General features: G+C 67.1%; 17 protein-coding genes and 5 pseudogenes. 8 read left to right on the top strand and 14 right to left on the bottom strand.

The window, feature by feature from the left end:
* The 3 genes from AB0H86_RS15165 to AB0H86_RS15155 form a co-directional block, all read right to left on the bottom strand.
* Positions 1 to 217, bottom strand: a 217-nt coding sequence (locus AB0H86_RS15165) for a hypothetical protein (RefSeq protein WP_362437330.1), incomplete at its 3' end; no start/stop codon positions are given.
* Positions 218 to 345: 128 nt separating this feature from the next.
* Positions 346 to 855 (bottom strand): hypothetical protein, encoded by a 510-nt coding sequence (locus tag AB0H86_RS15160; protein WP_362437328.1) that lies wholly within the window; start codon positions 853 to 855, stop codon positions 346 to 348.
* Positions 852 to 1,838: a hypothetical protein gene (locus tag AB0H86_RS15155; RefSeq protein ID WP_362437326.1), complete on the bottom strand. Its 987-nt coding sequence runs from the start codon at positions 1,836 to 1,838 to the stop codon at positions 852 to 854. Before AB0H86_RS15155 ends, AB0H86_RS15160 begins: the two co-directional genes overlap by 4 nt.
* Positions 1,839 to 2,010: 172 nt before the next feature.
* Between AB0H86_RS15155 and AB0H86_RS15150 the strand changes: the two genes are divergently transcribed.
* Positions 2,011 to 2,499: a hypothetical protein gene (locus AB0H86_RS15150; protein ID WP_362437324.1), complete on the top strand. Its 489-nt coding sequence runs from the start codon at positions 2,011 to 2,013 to the stop codon at positions 2,497 to 2,499.
* A gap of 67 nt (positions 2,500 to 2,566) precedes the next feature.
* On the opposite strand, the pseudogene AB0H86_RS15145 reads toward AB0H86_RS15150, so the two are convergent.
* Positions 2,567 to 3,222: pseudogene (locus tag AB0H86_RS15145) on the bottom strand (transposase family protein); the annotation flags it as partial.
* 17 nt (positions 3,223 to 3,239) lie between these two features.
* Between AB0H86_RS15145 and AB0H86_RS15140 the strand changes: the two are divergent.
* From AB0H86_RS15140 to AB0H86_RS15130, 3 genes are read left to right on the top strand one after another with little or no spacing between them, the layout of a single operon-like run.
* Entirely contained in the window at positions 3,240 to 3,485 is a 246-nt protein-coding gene (locus tag AB0H86_RS15140; RefSeq protein ID WP_362437322.1) for a reverse transcriptase domain-containing protein, read from the top strand.
* Positions 3,486 to 3,509: 24 nt separating this feature from the next.
* Positions 3,510 to 3,776: a hypothetical protein gene (locus AB0H86_RS15135; protein WP_362437320.1), complete on the top strand. Its 267-nt coding sequence runs from the start codon at positions 3,510 to 3,512 to the stop codon at positions 3,774 to 3,776.
* 3 nt (positions 3,777 to 3,779) lie between these two features.
* Complete coding sequence (locus AB0H86_RS15130) at positions 3,780 to 4,010, top strand: group II intron maturase-specific domain-containing protein (RefSeq protein WP_362437371.1); 231 nt, start codon at positions 3,780 to 3,782, stop codon at positions 4,008 to 4,010.
* Positions 4,011 to 4,096: 86 nt separating this feature from the next.
* On the opposite strand, the pseudogene AB0H86_RS15125 reads toward AB0H86_RS15130, so the two are convergent.
* The 4 genes and pseudogenes from AB0H86_RS15125 to AB0H86_RS15110 form a co-directional block, all read right to left on the bottom strand.
* Positions 4,097 to 4,201: pseudogene (locus AB0H86_RS15125) on the bottom strand (hypothetical protein); the annotation flags it as partial.
* Positions 4,167 to 4,412: a hypothetical protein gene (locus tag AB0H86_RS15120; protein ID WP_362437318.1), complete on the bottom strand. Its 246-nt coding sequence runs from the start codon at positions 4,410 to 4,412 to the stop codon at positions 4,167 to 4,169. The gene AB0H86_RS15120 and the pseudogene AB0H86_RS15125, both read right to left, overlap by 35 nt.
* Positions 4,413 to 4,584: 172 nt before the next feature.
* Positions 4,585 to 4,809 (bottom strand): DUF397 domain-containing protein, encoded by a 225-nt coding sequence (locus AB0H86_RS15115; RefSeq protein WP_362437316.1) that lies wholly within the window; start codon positions 4,807 to 4,809, stop codon positions 4,585 to 4,587.
* A pseudogene (locus AB0H86_RS15110) lies at positions 4,796 to 5,619 on the bottom strand (helix-turn-helix transcriptional regulator). Before AB0H86_RS15110 ends, AB0H86_RS15115 begins: the two are co-directional and overlap by 14 nt.
* Before the next feature lie 263 nt (positions 5,620 to 5,882).
* Between AB0H86_RS15110 and AB0H86_RS15105 the strand changes: the two are divergent.
* Entirely contained in the window at positions 5,883 to 6,182 is a 300-nt protein-coding gene (locus AB0H86_RS15105) for a hypothetical protein (protein ID WP_362437314.1), read from the top strand.
* 156 nt (positions 6,183 to 6,338) lie between these two features.
* On the opposite strand, the gene AB0H86_RS15100 is transcribed toward AB0H86_RS15105, so the two are convergent.
* Both AB0H86_RS15100 and AB0H86_RS15095 read right to left on the bottom strand, forming a co-directional pair.
* Positions 6,339 to 7,277 carry a sigma-70 family RNA polymerase sigma factor gene (locus AB0H86_RS15100; RefSeq protein ID WP_362437312.1) on the bottom strand — a complete coding sequence of 313 codons (939 nt, stop codon included), beginning with the start codon at positions 7,275 to 7,277 and terminating at the stop codon, positions 6,339 to 6,341.
* 10 nt (positions 7,278 to 7,287) lie between these two features.
* Positions 7,288 to 8,490, bottom strand: a complete 1,203-nt coding sequence (locus tag AB0H86_RS15095; RefSeq protein ID WP_362437310.1) for an FAD-dependent oxidoreductase — start codon at positions 8,488 to 8,490, stop codon at positions 7,288 to 7,290.
* Between the two features lie 332 nt (positions 8,491 to 8,822).
* Between AB0H86_RS15095 and AB0H86_RS15090 the strand changes: the two are divergent.
* A pseudogene (locus AB0H86_RS15090) lies at positions 8,823 to 9,009 on the top strand (IS5/IS1182 family transposase); the annotation flags it as partial.
* Between the two features lie 151 nt (positions 9,010 to 9,160).
* Positions 9,161 to 10,538: pseudogene (locus AB0H86_RS15085) on the top strand (IS1380 family transposase).
* A 173-nt stretch (positions 10,539 to 10,711) separates the two neighbouring features.
* On the opposite strand, the gene AB0H86_RS15080 reads toward AB0H86_RS15085, so the two are convergent.
* Positions 10,712 to 11,047 (bottom strand): EthD domain-containing protein, encoded by a 336-nt coding sequence (locus AB0H86_RS15080; protein ID WP_362437308.1) that lies wholly within the window; start codon positions 11,045 to 11,047, stop codon positions 10,712 to 10,714.
* Positions 11,048 to 11,191: 144 nt separating this feature from the next.
* Between AB0H86_RS15080 and AB0H86_RS15075 the strand changes: the two genes are divergently transcribed.
* Positions 11,192 to 11,575: a MerR family transcriptional regulator gene (locus AB0H86_RS15075; RefSeq protein WP_362437306.1), complete on the top strand. Its 384-nt coding sequence runs from the start codon at positions 11,192 to 11,194 to the stop codon at positions 11,573 to 11,575.
* A gap of 130 nt (positions 11,576 to 11,705) precedes the next feature.
* Here AB0H86_RS15075 and AB0H86_RS15070 read toward each other — a convergent pair whose 3' ends face one another.
* The 3 genes from AB0H86_RS15070 to AB0H86_RS15060 all read right to left on the bottom strand — a co-directional run bounded on the left by AB0H86_RS15070 (position 11,706) and on the right by AB0H86_RS15060 (position 14,234).
* On the bottom strand, positions 11,706 to 12,548 hold the full coding sequence (locus AB0H86_RS15070) for an IS5 family transposase (RefSeq protein ID WP_362437304.1): 843 nt from the start codon (positions 12,546 to 12,548) through the stop codon (positions 11,706 to 11,708).
* Positions 12,549 to 12,846: 298 nt separating this feature from the next.
* Positions 12,847 to 13,236 (bottom strand): D-ribose pyranase, encoded by a 390-nt coding sequence (rbsD, locus tag AB0H86_RS15065; protein ID WP_362437302.1) that lies wholly within the window; start codon positions 13,234 to 13,236, stop codon positions 12,847 to 12,849.
* Positions 13,233 to 14,234 (bottom strand): ribokinase, encoded by a 1,002-nt coding sequence (locus AB0H86_RS15060; protein ID WP_362437300.1) that lies wholly within the window; start codon positions 14,232 to 14,234, stop codon positions 13,233 to 13,235. Before AB0H86_RS15060 ends, rbsD begins: the two co-directional genes overlap by 4 nt.
* Positions 14,235 to 14,314 lie beyond the last annotated feature (80 nt).

Raw genomic sequence — 14,314 nt, 5'->3', positions numbered from 1 at the left:
CGGTGTCGGTGGACTTCTTGTAGTCCGCGCCGAGGAGTTCGGCGCGATCCTCGGAAGGGACATCGGCGGGCTTGTCGACATCCTGGGTGTCCGGGTCACCCGCTTGACTGGCGTTCTTCGGTGGCGTCGGTTCGGCTGCCTGTACGGGCATGCTCAGCGGTATCGCCAGCGCCGTGGCCACTGCCACCGTGATCGGCGCCAGCAAGCGCCTTCTCATCAGAACTGTTTGTCTCACACTGTTCCTTGATCGGTGTTGGTTGTGCACCGTCGGGATTTCCGCCGAAAGGGGTACCGCCGCGCGTCACCCCACAGGTGAGTGCGGTGACGCGCGGATAGGGGGAGGGGCTAGTACCTCTTGTGCGATGCGTTTTCGTTCTTCAGCTCGGGCACGAGGTTTTCTGCCATGCCGCCGTAACCGCCGCAGGAACCGTAGATGGCCTGGGAGATGCTCTGATAACCAGAGCCCCAGTAGACCCGGTTGTAGACGCCGCATTCGGCGTTCGCCATGGAAGCGGCGTTGTTCTTGAGGGGTGTCCCGTCTCCGCTATCAGTGGTGCAGGTGCCGGGAAGCATGCCGTAGTGGAACACCAGGCGGACCAGGGTCGCCCCGTTCGGGGAGTAGCCGTAGTGGTCGGGGACGCTCCTGTTGGAGATGTAGCAGGAGCCCTGTCCGGAGTTGGTGATCGAGCCGACGCTGTTGTAGTAGAGCACGAAGCAGTACTTGTTGCCGCTGGAGGTGCAACCGTCCGACTCGTAGGAGGTGGCGGCCTGCGCGGGCTGGGCGCAGAAGATGCTTGCGGCGAGGAGTAGGGCGGCGGGGAGCGACCGGATCAGGTTGCGTATGGGCCGGGTCACTTGTCACTGCCTTCCGAGATCACTCTTTGGGCGGTCGTCTTGACGGTGTTCGTTTGGGCGAGTTCGGCGTCGAGAGAGGTCTTCTTGGCAGCGATCTGCTGGTTTTGGATGGCGGTCTCCTCCGCGGACCAGACCTTGATGAGGCCGGTTTCGCCCTTGCAGGCGACGTCGGCGGTGGCCACCTCGATCTCCTCTGCCGACGCCGTTGGCGTCGACAGGTCGAAACTGGCAGCGGGCTTGTACGGATCGTCGAACGCGTGGCCCTTGTCCTTCATGCACGCCGCCCAGCCGTCGATGACGTTTTGGACGGCGGGCTGCTTCAAGGACTCGGTCATGCTCGACGCGTTGACTTTCGATGCGTTCTCGCCCTGTGCGAGATGCCCGAGCTGACGTTCCGTCTCTCCGCGGCACCCTCCCTCGGGAACAGTCACTCCGTTGTATGTGTTGCCCGAGAGCTCCGGCCCGTCCCCGAGGAAAACGGCTCCCTCCGCCCCGGCGGCCGGCTCCCATGCTGGCGGCTCGTCCAGTTGTTCCGGCGGCAGGTGGTAGCCGTATTCCGCCGCTTGCGTCGCGTCGGAAGCCCCGTATCGCCTGGGCGTGTTGGCGTCGTTGAACTCAATCGGCGGGTTGACCCCCGGAACCGGCGGGTTGAACTTCTCGAAGCCGAACCGAGCCATACAGCTGATCCAGAGGTCGCGCTGGGCGCGCTGCCAATCCACGACGTCTGTGTAGCCGACGAGATACTTCTCCACCGGCAGGGACAGCCCCTTGGCAAGCCCACGCTCGGGCGTGCGCTTGGGCCACTTGCTCTCGTCGACAGCGTTTGCTGCCACCGTCTTCGGTGAAGGCTCATCCGGTGCTGTCCCACCCCCACCAGTCGAGCTCACGACCACACCGGCGACGAGTGACGCTGCTGCGAAGAAGCCGGCAAGCGCTTGCCGCTTGCGCATGAATTTCCCCCTCATCACTTTCTTCATGTGCATGACATGTAAAAGTTATGGCAGGTCACTTCACGGTGGCTACACGGAGGTGATCACGGGATGGCAACGGCTGGTCTGGACCCTTGCGGGTCGCAGGAGGCGCAGCCGACGATGATGCGGGTGAAGCGGTTCGCTGGGATGGAGCAGCCAACTGGGGTAGCAAGGAGGAGCGTTCGTGCCAAGGGCCACAGTGTGGGTCGCGGTTGTTGCCGCCGTGACTCTGGCAATATTCGGTGTGTCTTGCAGCGCGGGCTCTGACTCTGACAAGCCGGGCGGCACCCCGGCTGTCGCCAGCCGGCCAGCCGGTAGTGCACCCACCGCCGAGCCTTCACCGCCACCGATACCGACTGCAACGCCAGTCGAGAAGGTCCGCGACGCTTTCGCCGGACTGCAGGCGACCTTGGATGGTTCCTGCGCCCCCGCCGACTGCGCATACTTCCTGCGCCGTGTCTTCGACGAACTCCACCGCCTTGACGGCGCCATGAAGGCATCTGAGAAGGGGCCCAGCCACTTCGCCGAGCCGATCAGGTTGATCAAGGAGCTCGACACGCAAGTCGGCAGCGATCAATCCTTCGAGAGCCTCAAGAAGCACCAGACCGCATTGATCGCCACTCGTAACAAGATCAACACATGGATGCAGGGCCACCCAGACGACTACCGCTGATGCAAGGCCCCGGCTTTCGTCAATTGGCCACAGTGCAGCGCATAGGTGGCCAAGGGCTCGCAGAGAATCAACATGCTGATTTGATCTCGGGGTTGCTGATTGCGAGGAACACGGTGACGTCAGCGGGCGTGTGGAACCTGGCTGTCGAGGGTCGAATGGTGTGGCCGTGCTCGGCAAGGAGAGGCTGGACTTGGCGAACGGTCCTGGTGAGGGTGTTGCCGTTGACTCCGAAGGGCTGGGCGAGCAGGCCCCGGGTGCCGATCTTGCGTAGGTAGAGCACGGTGGCCAGGACTCTGTCGGCGGTGGTCAGCTTGTCCTTGGCCCCTGCGCCGCGAGCACGGATGCGCTCGCCTCCTCGCTGCTGGAGCCGTCCTTGCTCACGAAACTCGTCAAGATCCTGGGCCAGTTGGCTGACGAGTTCGTCCAGCACCGGTTTGGTCATGCCGGTCAGCTCCGGGTTGCGCAGACACCCAGTGCAGCGCTGCGGGGACGGGCCGTCGGCTGACCGCGGGTGGTCGACTGCGCTTGTGGTGTCGCGGGGCGAGGGTGGAGGGTGTAGTTCCAGTCGCCGTGGAAGCAGTGCCGGTCCATGGGCAGGGCGTCGATGTCTCTGTCGGTGACCTTGATGCCGGTGTCGTAGGTGCCCAAGTCGAGTTCGGCGTGGACTTTCAGCCCGGTGCGGGTGGCGGTCGCTGCGATGCTGTTCACGATGACGTCGTGGCTGCCTCCTGGTCAAGGCGGTGGAAGCGCACACCGACGCTGTTTGGGTGAAGTTGTATGTGCGGAGGTGGCCTGCCGCCCCGCTCAAGATGCCCGACGGCACCCTGCTGGAACGGGAGTGCGGGACGCCACAAGGCGCCCCGGTTTCTCCCGTCTTGGCGAACCTGTTTCTGCACTACGCGTTCGACGTATGGATGGCTCGGGAGTTCCCTGCTGTCTCGTTCGAACGCTATGCGGACGATGCGGTCGAGCACTGCGTCACCTAGCGCCAGGCCCGCCGGTCGGACAGGATGGCCGAGGTCGGGCTGCGTCTGCCCCCGGCCAAGACCCGGATCGTGTACTGCCAGGACGGATTGCGGCGTGGCTCGTACGAGCACACGTCATTCACGTTCCTGGGGTTCACGTTCCACCAGCGCCAGGTGCGGGACAAGAACGGCCGCATCAGATGGTCGTTCCGTCCCGCGGTCAGTAGGGACGCCCTGAAACGACTCGCCGAGGAAATCCGCTCATGGCGGCTTCACCGGCGGGTCAACCTCACCGTGGAAGAACTCGCGTAGCGGATCAATCCGATCGTCGCGGGCTGGATGCGGTACTGTGGCTGGCTCTACCGATCGGTCTTGTATCCACTTCTGATGCGCATCAACGCCTACCTGGTGCGCTGGCTACGCAACAAGTACAGACGGTTTCGCGCGATGAGGAAGGCCATCGCGGCCTTCCAGAGGGCAGCTAAACGCCGCCCGGGGATGTTCGCGCAGTGGAGATGGGTCAGTTCCCCCTCCTTGGCCTGGTGATCAGGATGACAAGAGCCGTATGATGAGAGATCGTTATGTACGGATCTGTGGGAGCCGGAGGGTGCGAATCCCTCCGGCTACCCGACCTTCGAGGTGCCCGGCGGCATGTGGCAGACCGTGATGTCCAAGCCCGTCTCGGCGGCCAGGGCTGCGAGTTCAGCCTTCCAGGCGCGGGTGCGGTAGCCGTTGGCCCGTGTGCTCGACCATCACCTCCAGCGCCGTCTCCACCCAACGGTCGTCGGCCGCGGGCTGGGCCCTTCCCTGCCGCACTCTCCGCGGCGCAAGGCCGGACTCGCCATGGCGTCGGACGGACACGCCGAGTTCCTCGGCCTTGGCCGCGTACTTGGGCTCGACCAACCCGCCCGGCGCGTACTCGGGACGGGGTTCTCCTTCAGCGGCCACCTCGCGTACCCGCAGCGGTATCCAGTCAGAACCTTGCGGACATGCCCGGCCCGCTCCAGGACCTTGTAACGTTCCTCCTCGCCGCGTGCAGGTCGTGCCGCCACAACAGGTGGTGGATCGCGGCACGAACCCGGTGTCCGCGCTGAGTCGCACTGCCATCGGTTGGCGACACTCAGGCGCCGATGTGGCCGTCCTTGACCGCCGTCAGGAACGACGCCCACCGGTCCGCCGAGAACACCAGCACCGGACCGCCGGCGGCCTTGCTGTCACGGACGGGAACGTCGGCGTAGCTGCGGGCGACTTCGAGGCACTCGCCCTGACCGCCGCCGCTGTAGCTGGACTTGTACCACCCGGTGAAGGCGGACGAGTCGGAGACGGTGTGCTCACTGCTGACCATGGGCGTGTTCCTCCGCTGCGGCTCTGACGAGGGCCAGTGACTCATGTCGCGACAACGCATCGCTCAGCGCTAGAGCGTAGGCGGTCTGACTGGCGGTCACCAGCGCCGGATCGTCCATCAAGTGGCCGGTGAAAAGGCCCTCGACGTAGGCCACCGGCGCTGAGTCCTCGAAGCCCATGAGCGTGAGCAGGCTCTCCATGAGCGCGTGCGCCCCGACGCCGTATGGCAGGACGTGCAGTCGCATGCGCCCGGCCTCGGCCATGTCCGCGATCTTGTGCAGTTGTTCGGCCATGACCTGCGGGCCGCCGACGCGGCGCCGCAGTACCGCCTCGTCGAGCAGTGTCCAGACGACCGGCTTCAACGGCCCGTCGAGAATCCGGGCACGCTTTGTTCGAATGGCAACGGCTTCGTCAAGTTCCTCCGCCGTGTGGTTCGGCCGGTACGCGCGGAACAGGGCGCGTGCGTAGTCATGGTCTGGAACACGCCGGGAACCAGCGAGAGCGCGAACTGCTGGATCAGCGTGGCCTGTTGCTCCAGTTCGGCGACGGCCGCGAAGTGGTCGGCGTACTTCGACTCCAGGTCCTCCAGCCAGCGGACGAAGAACCCGTCGGTGCCGAGCGCCTGGTCGATCCTGTGCGCGTCATCGGGCTTCGGCAGCCGCCTGCCCGCCTCGAAGTGGCTGATCAGCGTCGGCGAGCACACGACCTGGTTGCCCAGTTCCTCCTGGGTGAGGTCGGCCGCTGTCCGCCGCAGCCTCACTTCTTCCCCGTACTTCTCCCGTTGCGTCCACGGCGTTCGAGGCTTCGCCATCCTGTCGGCTCCCAACTTGACGTGCGCTTTGTCAACTCCCAGGTACTGGAAGCGTAGCCACGCCGACCCCACTCTGTGACTGGTTCACCACAGAGCGTTCAGAGCTCAGTTGAGAGAAAGCAGGTCGACGTGGCCGCCGCCATCACCCGACTCTTCAGGCAGTTGCTGAGGTTCCGCCCGGAAGAGCGCCCGCCCGCCCCGAAGCCCCAGGTTCTCGGCGTAGGCCTCGGTTCGGCGTTCTTCCCTCGCGTGGAGAGTGACACGTGAGCGGCACGGGATACGAAGGGGCGACCGCGACCGCACGCCTGCTGCCCTGGCCGGGGCCGGAGGGCAAGCCCTGCTACGTCGTCGGTGACGGCACGGGGTATGTCTCACGCCTCGCCGACGAGACCGAACGCGTCCAGCTCGGCATGGCCGGTGACCTCCTCGGTCATGCCGCGCAACTCCTGGCCGAGCGGGGTGTATCCCAGGGTGAGTTGCACTATCTTGCCCGTTGCCTCGCCGATTCCCTGCGGGACGTCAGCCGGGTCGCGGAGAGCCGGGGAGCACGTCTCGCCGAGTGAGGCCTCTGTGACTTCGAGTGATAGGTGGCCAGGGGCGCTCGGATCGTCCCTGCTCAGCCCTCCGCGACGATGCGTAGTTGGCCATCGGGAATCCGAACTGCATGGCCGAGTCTGATCCCTCGCTCCGCTCAGGTCACTGGATTCCGGTGGCGGTGGTCACCATGCGGTGATGACCGGCGCGTCGAGTTCGTGCTGCCGCCAGGCCTTGTTGAGGCGGGCGAGCCGGTTCGCGGCGGCGATGCCGCGCAGGGATGCGACCTTGCCGTCGCTGACTTCGAACGCCACGGCGCCCACGACCCGGCCGTCGACCACGGCGAGGACGGCCGGGGAGCCGTTGACCAGCGCGATATGCATCGCCGGCGAGCCCCCGGCCAGCCGCCGCTTCGCGGGGGTGGGCTTGAAGCCGGCCCGCACGTAGGAGGCGACCCGCTCGCGCGTCTTGTACCGCAACAGCCGCTTGCTCAGTCCGGCGCCGTCCGAGACCGCCGTCACGTCGTCCGTGAGCAGCGCCACCAGCCGTTCGGTGCGCCCCGAGGTGGCGGCGGCGAGGAACTCCTCGACGACCCGGCGCGCGGACGCGGGGTCGGCCTCGCCTCCGGGGCGGCGCTCGGCGGTGACCCGGATCCGGGCCCGGTGGACATGCTGCTGGCTCGCGGACTCGGTGATGTCGAGGATCCCGGCGATCTCGGCGTGGCTGTACGAGAAGGCCTCACGCAGGACGTAGACGGCCCGCTCGACCGGTGAGAGGCGCTCCAAGAGGGTCAGTACGGCCAAGGACACCGATTCGCGCTGCTCGAAGGTGTCGGCAGGGCCGAGCATCGGGTCGCCCTCGAGGAGCGGCTCGGGCAACCAGGCACCGGCCGCTCGCTCATGGCGCGCCCGCGCCGAGCGGAGCCGGTCGATGCAGAGATTGGTGACCACCTTGGACAGCCACGCTTCCGGCACCTCGACCCGTTCGCGGTCTGCGGCCTGCCAGCGCAGGAACGTGTCCTGCACGGCGTCCTCGGCGTCGGCGGCCGAGCCGAGCAGACGGTACGCGAGCGAGGCCAGCCGGCCCCGGCTGGCCTCGAACCGATCGATGGCTGCGCTGTCCATGCGGAGCAGCCTATGAGGCGGCCCTTACGCCGGCCCGGTCAGACGCGGTGGCCAGGCGGCGCTTGCGCTTCGGCATGCCGAAGGTCGGGTGGGCGATGCCCCACCCGGCCCCCTTGAGCACGCCCGCCTTGAGCCGCGCGGCGGTCCGGCCGCCCAGGTACCAGGACTTCGACCGGACGTCCCCGTCCACCATCTGGAAGATCGCGTCCCGCCGCCCGAGGCTGATGTGGTTGCCGTAGTACTTCAGCCCGGTGGTCGGGACCTCGCTGCCCGTCAGGCGCGCGATGATCGCGGCGGTCGCCTGCATGTTGGTGAAGCCTGCCGAGGCGCAGGACATCGGCAGCGGCTGCCCGTTCTCGCCGACCGCGTAGGCGCAGTCACCGGCGGCGTAGACGTCCGGGTGCGAGACCGAGCGCATGGTGCGGTCGACGACGATCTGGCCGGTCCCGGCAACCTCCAGGCCGCTGGCGGCCGCGATGGGGTGCACGGCGAACCCGGCCGACCACACGGTCACGTCGGCCGGGATGGACGTACCGTCGGCGGCGATCGCCCGTGTCGGCTCGACGGCTTCGATGCCGGTGTGCTCGTGAACGGTGATGCCGAGCCGGTCGAAGGCCTGGCGCAGGTGACGGCGGGCCTTCGGGGAGAGCCAGGTGCCCAGCTCGCCGCGGGCGGCGAGCGCGACCGAGAGGTCGGGCCGGGACTCGGCGAACTCGGTGGCGGTCTCGATGCCGGTCAGCCCCTCACCGACGACCAGCACGGTGCCGCCCTCGCCCAGGCCGGCCAGGCGCTCGCGCAGACGCAGCGCCGAGGACCGGCCGGTCACATCGAAGGCGTACTCGGCCACGCCGGGGACGCCGTGGGGGGCCACTGAGCTGCCGAGCGCGTAGAGAAGCGTGTCGTACGCGAGCTCCCCGTCGCCGTCGTCATCGCCGTCCTCGCCGGTCACGGCGACGGTCCGGCGCTCGGGGTCGAGGCCGGTGACGAGCGCCAGGCGCAGCCGCACCCCGGTGCCCGCGAATACGTCGGCGAGCTTACGGAACGCGAGATCCTGGCCGATCGCGAGCTGGTGGAGCCGCATCCGCTCGACGAAGTCGGGCACGGCGTTGACAACGGTGATCTCGGTGTCGACGGGGGCGAGCCGGCGGGCCAGGTTTCCGGCGGCGAAGGCCCCGGCATATCCGGCGCCGAGTACGACGATTCGGTGCTTCATGGCGTTGCTCCTGTCTCGTTCGCGTGCCCTTCGAACGAGACGGCGCCTCGATTGCTGACAGGAGTCGGGTGTGACGCGGGTCACCGAACTAAGACGACTGAACTAAGAGGGCGCGCGGATAGGCGCGGTGGTGGCACCCCAACTGCAAGACAGGCACAGGTCCTGGCGATCATGGAATTGCGACGCTCTGTGATCATTGGAGAGACCTGTGCCTGCGTTGCCATGTCCGGGCTGTCGGAGCCTCAGGTATGCGAAGAAGGCCAACCATGCCGTCGGGGCTACGGTCAGGGCGGGAACGATCGACGGATACGTGATCGCGACAAGCTCAAGGAAGCCGCCCCAAGGACAGCTCCGGATTCGTCGTTCTACCCCCGTCCCCCGCCGGGGCATCGAGAGAGATTTTTGTGCCTGGATATGCACGCCAGCCGACATGCCCGCGACTACGAACGGCTCGTCCAGCACTCCGAATCCCCGATCACCTGGTCCGCCATCACGTTGCTGACCCACCGCATCGCCCGCGGCACAAAGCGCGCAGCCCAGAGGGTTAGCCTCGCGCTTTCGCGAGTGGGCCTGTCCGGGTCTTGATCAAATAAGCGGAGAGTGCTTCTGACCTGCAATGATGGGACTTGTCGAGGGTCCTGTCAGCTGCGAGGAAAGAAGCACTCTCCAGGTGAAGAAGCGTAGCGGGTCGTATCCGCGTGTTCGTGTCGAGGGCGGCGGTCGTGGGGTGGTCTCGCAGGCCGGGGCGGTGCTGCTGGTCGAGACGGTCCGCAAGTCCGGGCTGGACACCGCGATATCGGCTGCACTGGCACCGTGGCGCAAGCCGCGGGCAGTGCACGATCCGGGGAAGATCCTGCTGGATGTGGCTCTGGCCGTCGCGCTCGGCGGGGACTGTCTGGCCGACGTCGGCATGCTGCGGCCGAGCCCGACGTGTTCGGCCCCGTTGCCTCCGATCCGACGGTCTCCCGTCTCGTCGACGCTCTCGCTGCAGCCGGCCCGAAGGCTCTCACCACGATCCGGTCGGCGCGGGCCGAAGTACGGTCGCGGGTCTGGGAGTTGGCCGGTGCGGACGGTCCGTCCGCCGGTGGCAGCGTGGTCGTGGACATCGACGGCGTCCTCGTCCTGGCGCACTCCGAGAAGCAGGATGCCACCGCGACCTGGAAGAAGACCTTCGGCCATCACCCGCTCGTCGCGTTCGTCGACCACGGCGAGACCGGGTCCGGGGAACCGGTGGCCGCGCTGCTTCGGTCCGGCAACGCCGGCTCCAACACAGCCACCGACCACATCGAAACCGCCCAACTCGCCCTGGCCCAACTGCCGAAACACCTGCGGCGGGGCCGCCAGACCTTGATCCGCACCGACTCCGCCGGCGGCACCCACGCCTTCCTCGACTGACTCTCCAGGCCGGGCCGTGGCTGTCGTATTCCGTCGGCATGACCATCACCGACGCCATCCACCAGGCCGTCCTGAAGATCCCGAAGAGGGCATGGACGCCGGCCTACGACGCAGGCGGCACCGAGCGGCCCGGCGCCTGGGTCGCGGAGATCACCGACATGCCCGACCTGAGCACCTGGCCGAAGGGGATGCGGCTGGTCGTCCGCAAGGAACGCCCGCACCCCGGCGCCCAGCTGCGCTTCACCGACCTCGACGGACTACGGCTCACCTGCTTCGCGACCAACACCAAAGGCGGCCAGCTCGCCGACCTCGAACTACGCCACCGCAGACGGGCCCGCTGCGAGGACCGCATCCGAAACGCCCGCGCCACCGGACTGCGCAACCTGCCCCCGCACGACACCGCCCAGAACCGGATCTGGCTGGAGATCGTCCAGATCGCACTCGACCTCCTCGCCTGGATGCCGATGTTCGCCCTGACTGCAGAAACCCGCCGCTGGGAGCCCAAACGGCTTCGCCTGCGCCTGTTCTCCGCCGCCGCCCAGCTGGTCACCACCGGCCGCCGCCGCTGGCTCCGCTTCACCGCCCGATGGCCCTGGACGGATGTGATCACCCGCGCGATCCAGCGACTCGCAGCCCTCCCGAACCCCGGCTGACCAGCAACTCCGACCATCCCGGCGAACCACAGCAACATCCCGGAGCCGTGGAACCCCGGCGCCCACCCGACGCGACAGCCGGGCCACCAACCTGCCCCAGCCCACGAAATTCCGCACCACGCAAGCACAGAGCCCCCGTCAGCGAACCGACGAGGACTCATGAACGATCGAGGTTAGATCACAACCCTTTCTTCGGTGACCATTACTGCCACCGAATTCATATCGATGAACTTGCTCTCGTCCGGGTTCACCAACTCCTTGTAATTCTTAGACGCGAAGAAGGCGTCGTGATCCGCCCAGCTTTCAAACCAGATTTCAGTGAGGCCGTCGTAGGCGGGACTCGGATAACCTTCGGCGGGTACCGGGTGGGAGACGGTGTACTTCTTCACGTACTGCCGCGCTTCCGGAATGGAGGTGAACAACGGGGCGTGGCGGTTTCGGTGATGCTCAACAAATTCCTCGAAGGTCATTCCATCGATACGGTTGATCATGAAAGCGAACTTGATCACGGACTTCTCCTTTTCGTGCTCGCGGACGCGAGAGGTCGGCAACCAGATGCCCTGACGGCGGGTCGCTGGCCATGGGGTTAACCTAGACGCTCACATCGATGTCAAGGGCAAGCCACTGTGACCCAATGCACATGAGGGGTTGAGATGCGGATCGGTGAACTGTCCGCCCGGACAGGAGCAAGTCGTCGATCACTGCGCTACTACGAACAGCAGGGCTTGCTGGTCAGCGCAAGGTCCCCCAGCGGTCAGCGGTACTACGACGATGATCACGTCCAGCGGGTGGCGCTGATTCAGGTATTCCTGACCGCCGGAATGTCCAGCAGAACCATCGCTCAGATGGTGCCCTGCATGACGGAGCCCAACATGGAAAGAGCCCGACAAGCCTTGACCGCAATGAATCAGGAGCGAAATCGCCTTTCGTCCACAATAGACAGCCTAGTCGCCGCCAGAGTAGAACTTGATCACCTGATTAACGTAAATCTGAACTTTCTTGCGAACGTGGCGGGGATTATGCCTCGGGTCGACTGAATCGACATTCTGGTTTTCCTTCGGTGAAATACTCCGTCCCATGCGACGCGCCCTTAAAATCGTTCCCTGTCTGACATCTTCCGCGATCCGCCGGGTGGAGTCTGTGCAGGTCGCGTGGATAGGCGTGCGGTTATGGTCGGCGGTACGGGCGTTCGTCCCAGCGGTGAGTCGTCCATGCCTGTCGGATCAGACTACGCACGGTGATGATCGTGTCGGCGAGGTCGAAGAATGCGTCGACGACGGCGGTGCGCCGCTCGTAGCAGCGGGCGAGCCGGTAGAAGGCGTTCTGCCAGGCGTGGGTGCGTTCGACGTGCCAACGCCGGCTGGCCTGGATCGGTGCCTTCTCTCCTTTGTGCGCGATGCGGCCGTGGATGCCGCGTGTGTTGAGCAGTGCGCGGGTCTTGTCCGAGTCGTAGCCGGCGTCCAGGTGCACGGTGATGTCGTCGGGCAACGGCCCGAGGTCGTCCAGGCGGTCCAGGGTCGGGGCGAGCAGCGGGGAGTCGTGGCGGTTGGCACCGGCCAGCACACGACCCAGCGGAATGCCGTATCCATTCGTCATGCCCGAGCGTTTCAGGCCCTGTTTGCCGCGGTCGACTGGTGAGCGTCCGGCGGCCTCGCCTCCTCCGGGAGCCTTGGTGATGGAGCCGTCGACGGCGATCTGGTCAAGAACGAGGCCGACGATCCGGTCGTAGGACTCCAACGCGATCTGCTTGAGCCGGGCGAACACCCCGAGTCGGATCCACTCATCGCGACGGTTGCGGATCGTGGTGGCAGAGCACGTCGTGTCGGCTATCGCCTGGTAAGAACAGCCGAAGCGCAGCAGCTGCAGGAGCTTGTCAAAGATGCCCCGGTCGGTGATGCGCCTGCGGTGGCAGCCGAGTGGATGGTCCGGGTGGTACTCCGGCCGCTCGGGCAGCAGGGCCGCGAATTGGTCCCAGAGTGGTTCGGTCAGCCACGATGGCAGCGCGGGCACAGGTCTCCCCAATGATCACAGAGCCTCGCAACTCCATGATCACCCGAACCTGTGCCTGTTCTGCTGACGAGGTCCCCCACCGCGCCTGTCTGCGCGACCTCTGAGGCGACTGAACCAAGACGACTTCCCGAAGCGAAAAAACTCTGAGATCCCGTACAACCCTCGCCCCACCTTGAGGGTCGTACTTGGCATCAGGACTTCTGGAGGGGGATCTGGGGGGATCACGGGGTTCTGATGTGGAGGGGAAAACCCGAGGGGGCCCGGTCGACGGACCGGGCCCCCTCGATTTTCAGAACTCCTAGAAGAACACCCCGCACCGCAACAGCACGTTCGCATACGGCCGCGCCTCCCCCGTGCGTACGACCAGCCGCGCACCCCCCGACAGTTGCTTGAGCCTCTCGTGCGGGACCAGGGCCAGCTCGGGAAAGTGGCCGTCCAGCAGGGCCGAGGCCGCCGGGTTGGCGTCCCGCACCTCCGTCGCGGCCGTCGCGCCCTCGACCACCAGCTCGGCCAGCAGACCGTCCAGTACCTGCGCGAAGGAGGGCACCCCGGCCGTGAAGGCCAGGTCCACGACCCGCGGGCCGTCCGGTATCGGCATGCCGGCGTCGCACACCAACACCCCGTCCCCGTGCCCCAGTTCGGCCAGTGCCCCGGAGAGATGACGGTTCAGAATTCCGGCCTTCTTCACAGGGAGCCACCTCGCCGGGGCGTGCCGGGTGCGTCGTCCGGCTCCGGGTCGGCGGTACTGCCCGGGGCCTCGACCTCCGCCGCCGTCGGGAAGGAGTCCTGCGCGCCCTGCCTGGTGACGGCCGCCGCCCCGACCCGGGACGCGTAGGCCGCGGCCTCCGTCAGGGACGAGCCCGTCCCCAGCCGCCAGGCCAGCGCCGCGGTGAACGCGTCGCCCGCACCCGTCGTGTCCACGGCCGCCACCTTCACGGACGGCACCCGGGTCACTCCGTCTGAAGACGCGACCAGCGCGCCCTCCGCGCCCAGGGTGACGACCACCGACCGCGGCCCCTTCGCCAGCAGCAGCCGCGCCCAGTCCTCCGGCGCGTCGCTCACAGAGTCCTGCGCACCGTCCTCCGCACCACCCTCCACACCGTCCTCGCCGAGAAGCACCTTCGCCTCGTGCTCGTTGACGATCAGCGGGTCACAGGCCGCCAGCACCTCCGGCGGGAGGGGCCGCGGCGGCGACGGGTTCAGCACGAAGCGGCTGTCCCCCGCCAGACTCCGTACGACCTCCACCACCGTCTCCAGCGGGATCTCCAGCTGCGCCGACACCACCCGGGAGGCGTGGAACAGGCTCGCCGCGGCCCGCACGTCGGCCGGGGTCAGACGGCCGTTCGCGCCCGGCGAGACCACGATGCTGTTGTCCCCGGACGGGTCCACCGTGATCAGCGCGACCCCGGTCGGCGCGCCGCCCACCAGGACGCCCACGGGGTCGACGCCGGCCGCGCGCTGCGAGTCGAGCAGCAGCCGGCCGTGCGCGTCGTCGCCGACCCGGGCCAGCAGGGCCGTACGCGCTCCGAGGCGGGCGGCGGCGACCGCCTGGTTCGCGCCCTTGCCGCCCGGGTGGACGGCCAGGTCGGAGCCGAGGACGGTCTCCCCTGCGCCGGGGCGTCGTTCGACACCGATCACCAGGTCGGCGTTGGCCGACCCTACGACCAGGAGGTCGTAGTCGTACATGAAGTTGCTCCCCTAGTAGGCGACTTGGGGCGGACGGTCCAAGGACCGCCCGCCCGTCGTCTCAGCGTTGTGAAACCTCA

It is taken from the genome of Streptomyces sp. NPDC050997 (assembly GCF_040660135.1).
Classification (GTDB): domain Bacteria; phylum Actinomycetota; class Actinomycetes; order Streptomycetales; family Streptomycetaceae; genus Streptomyces.
The sequence above is the reverse complement of the archived record's forward strand: the minus strand, read 5'-3'. Positions and strand labels throughout refer to the sequence as shown.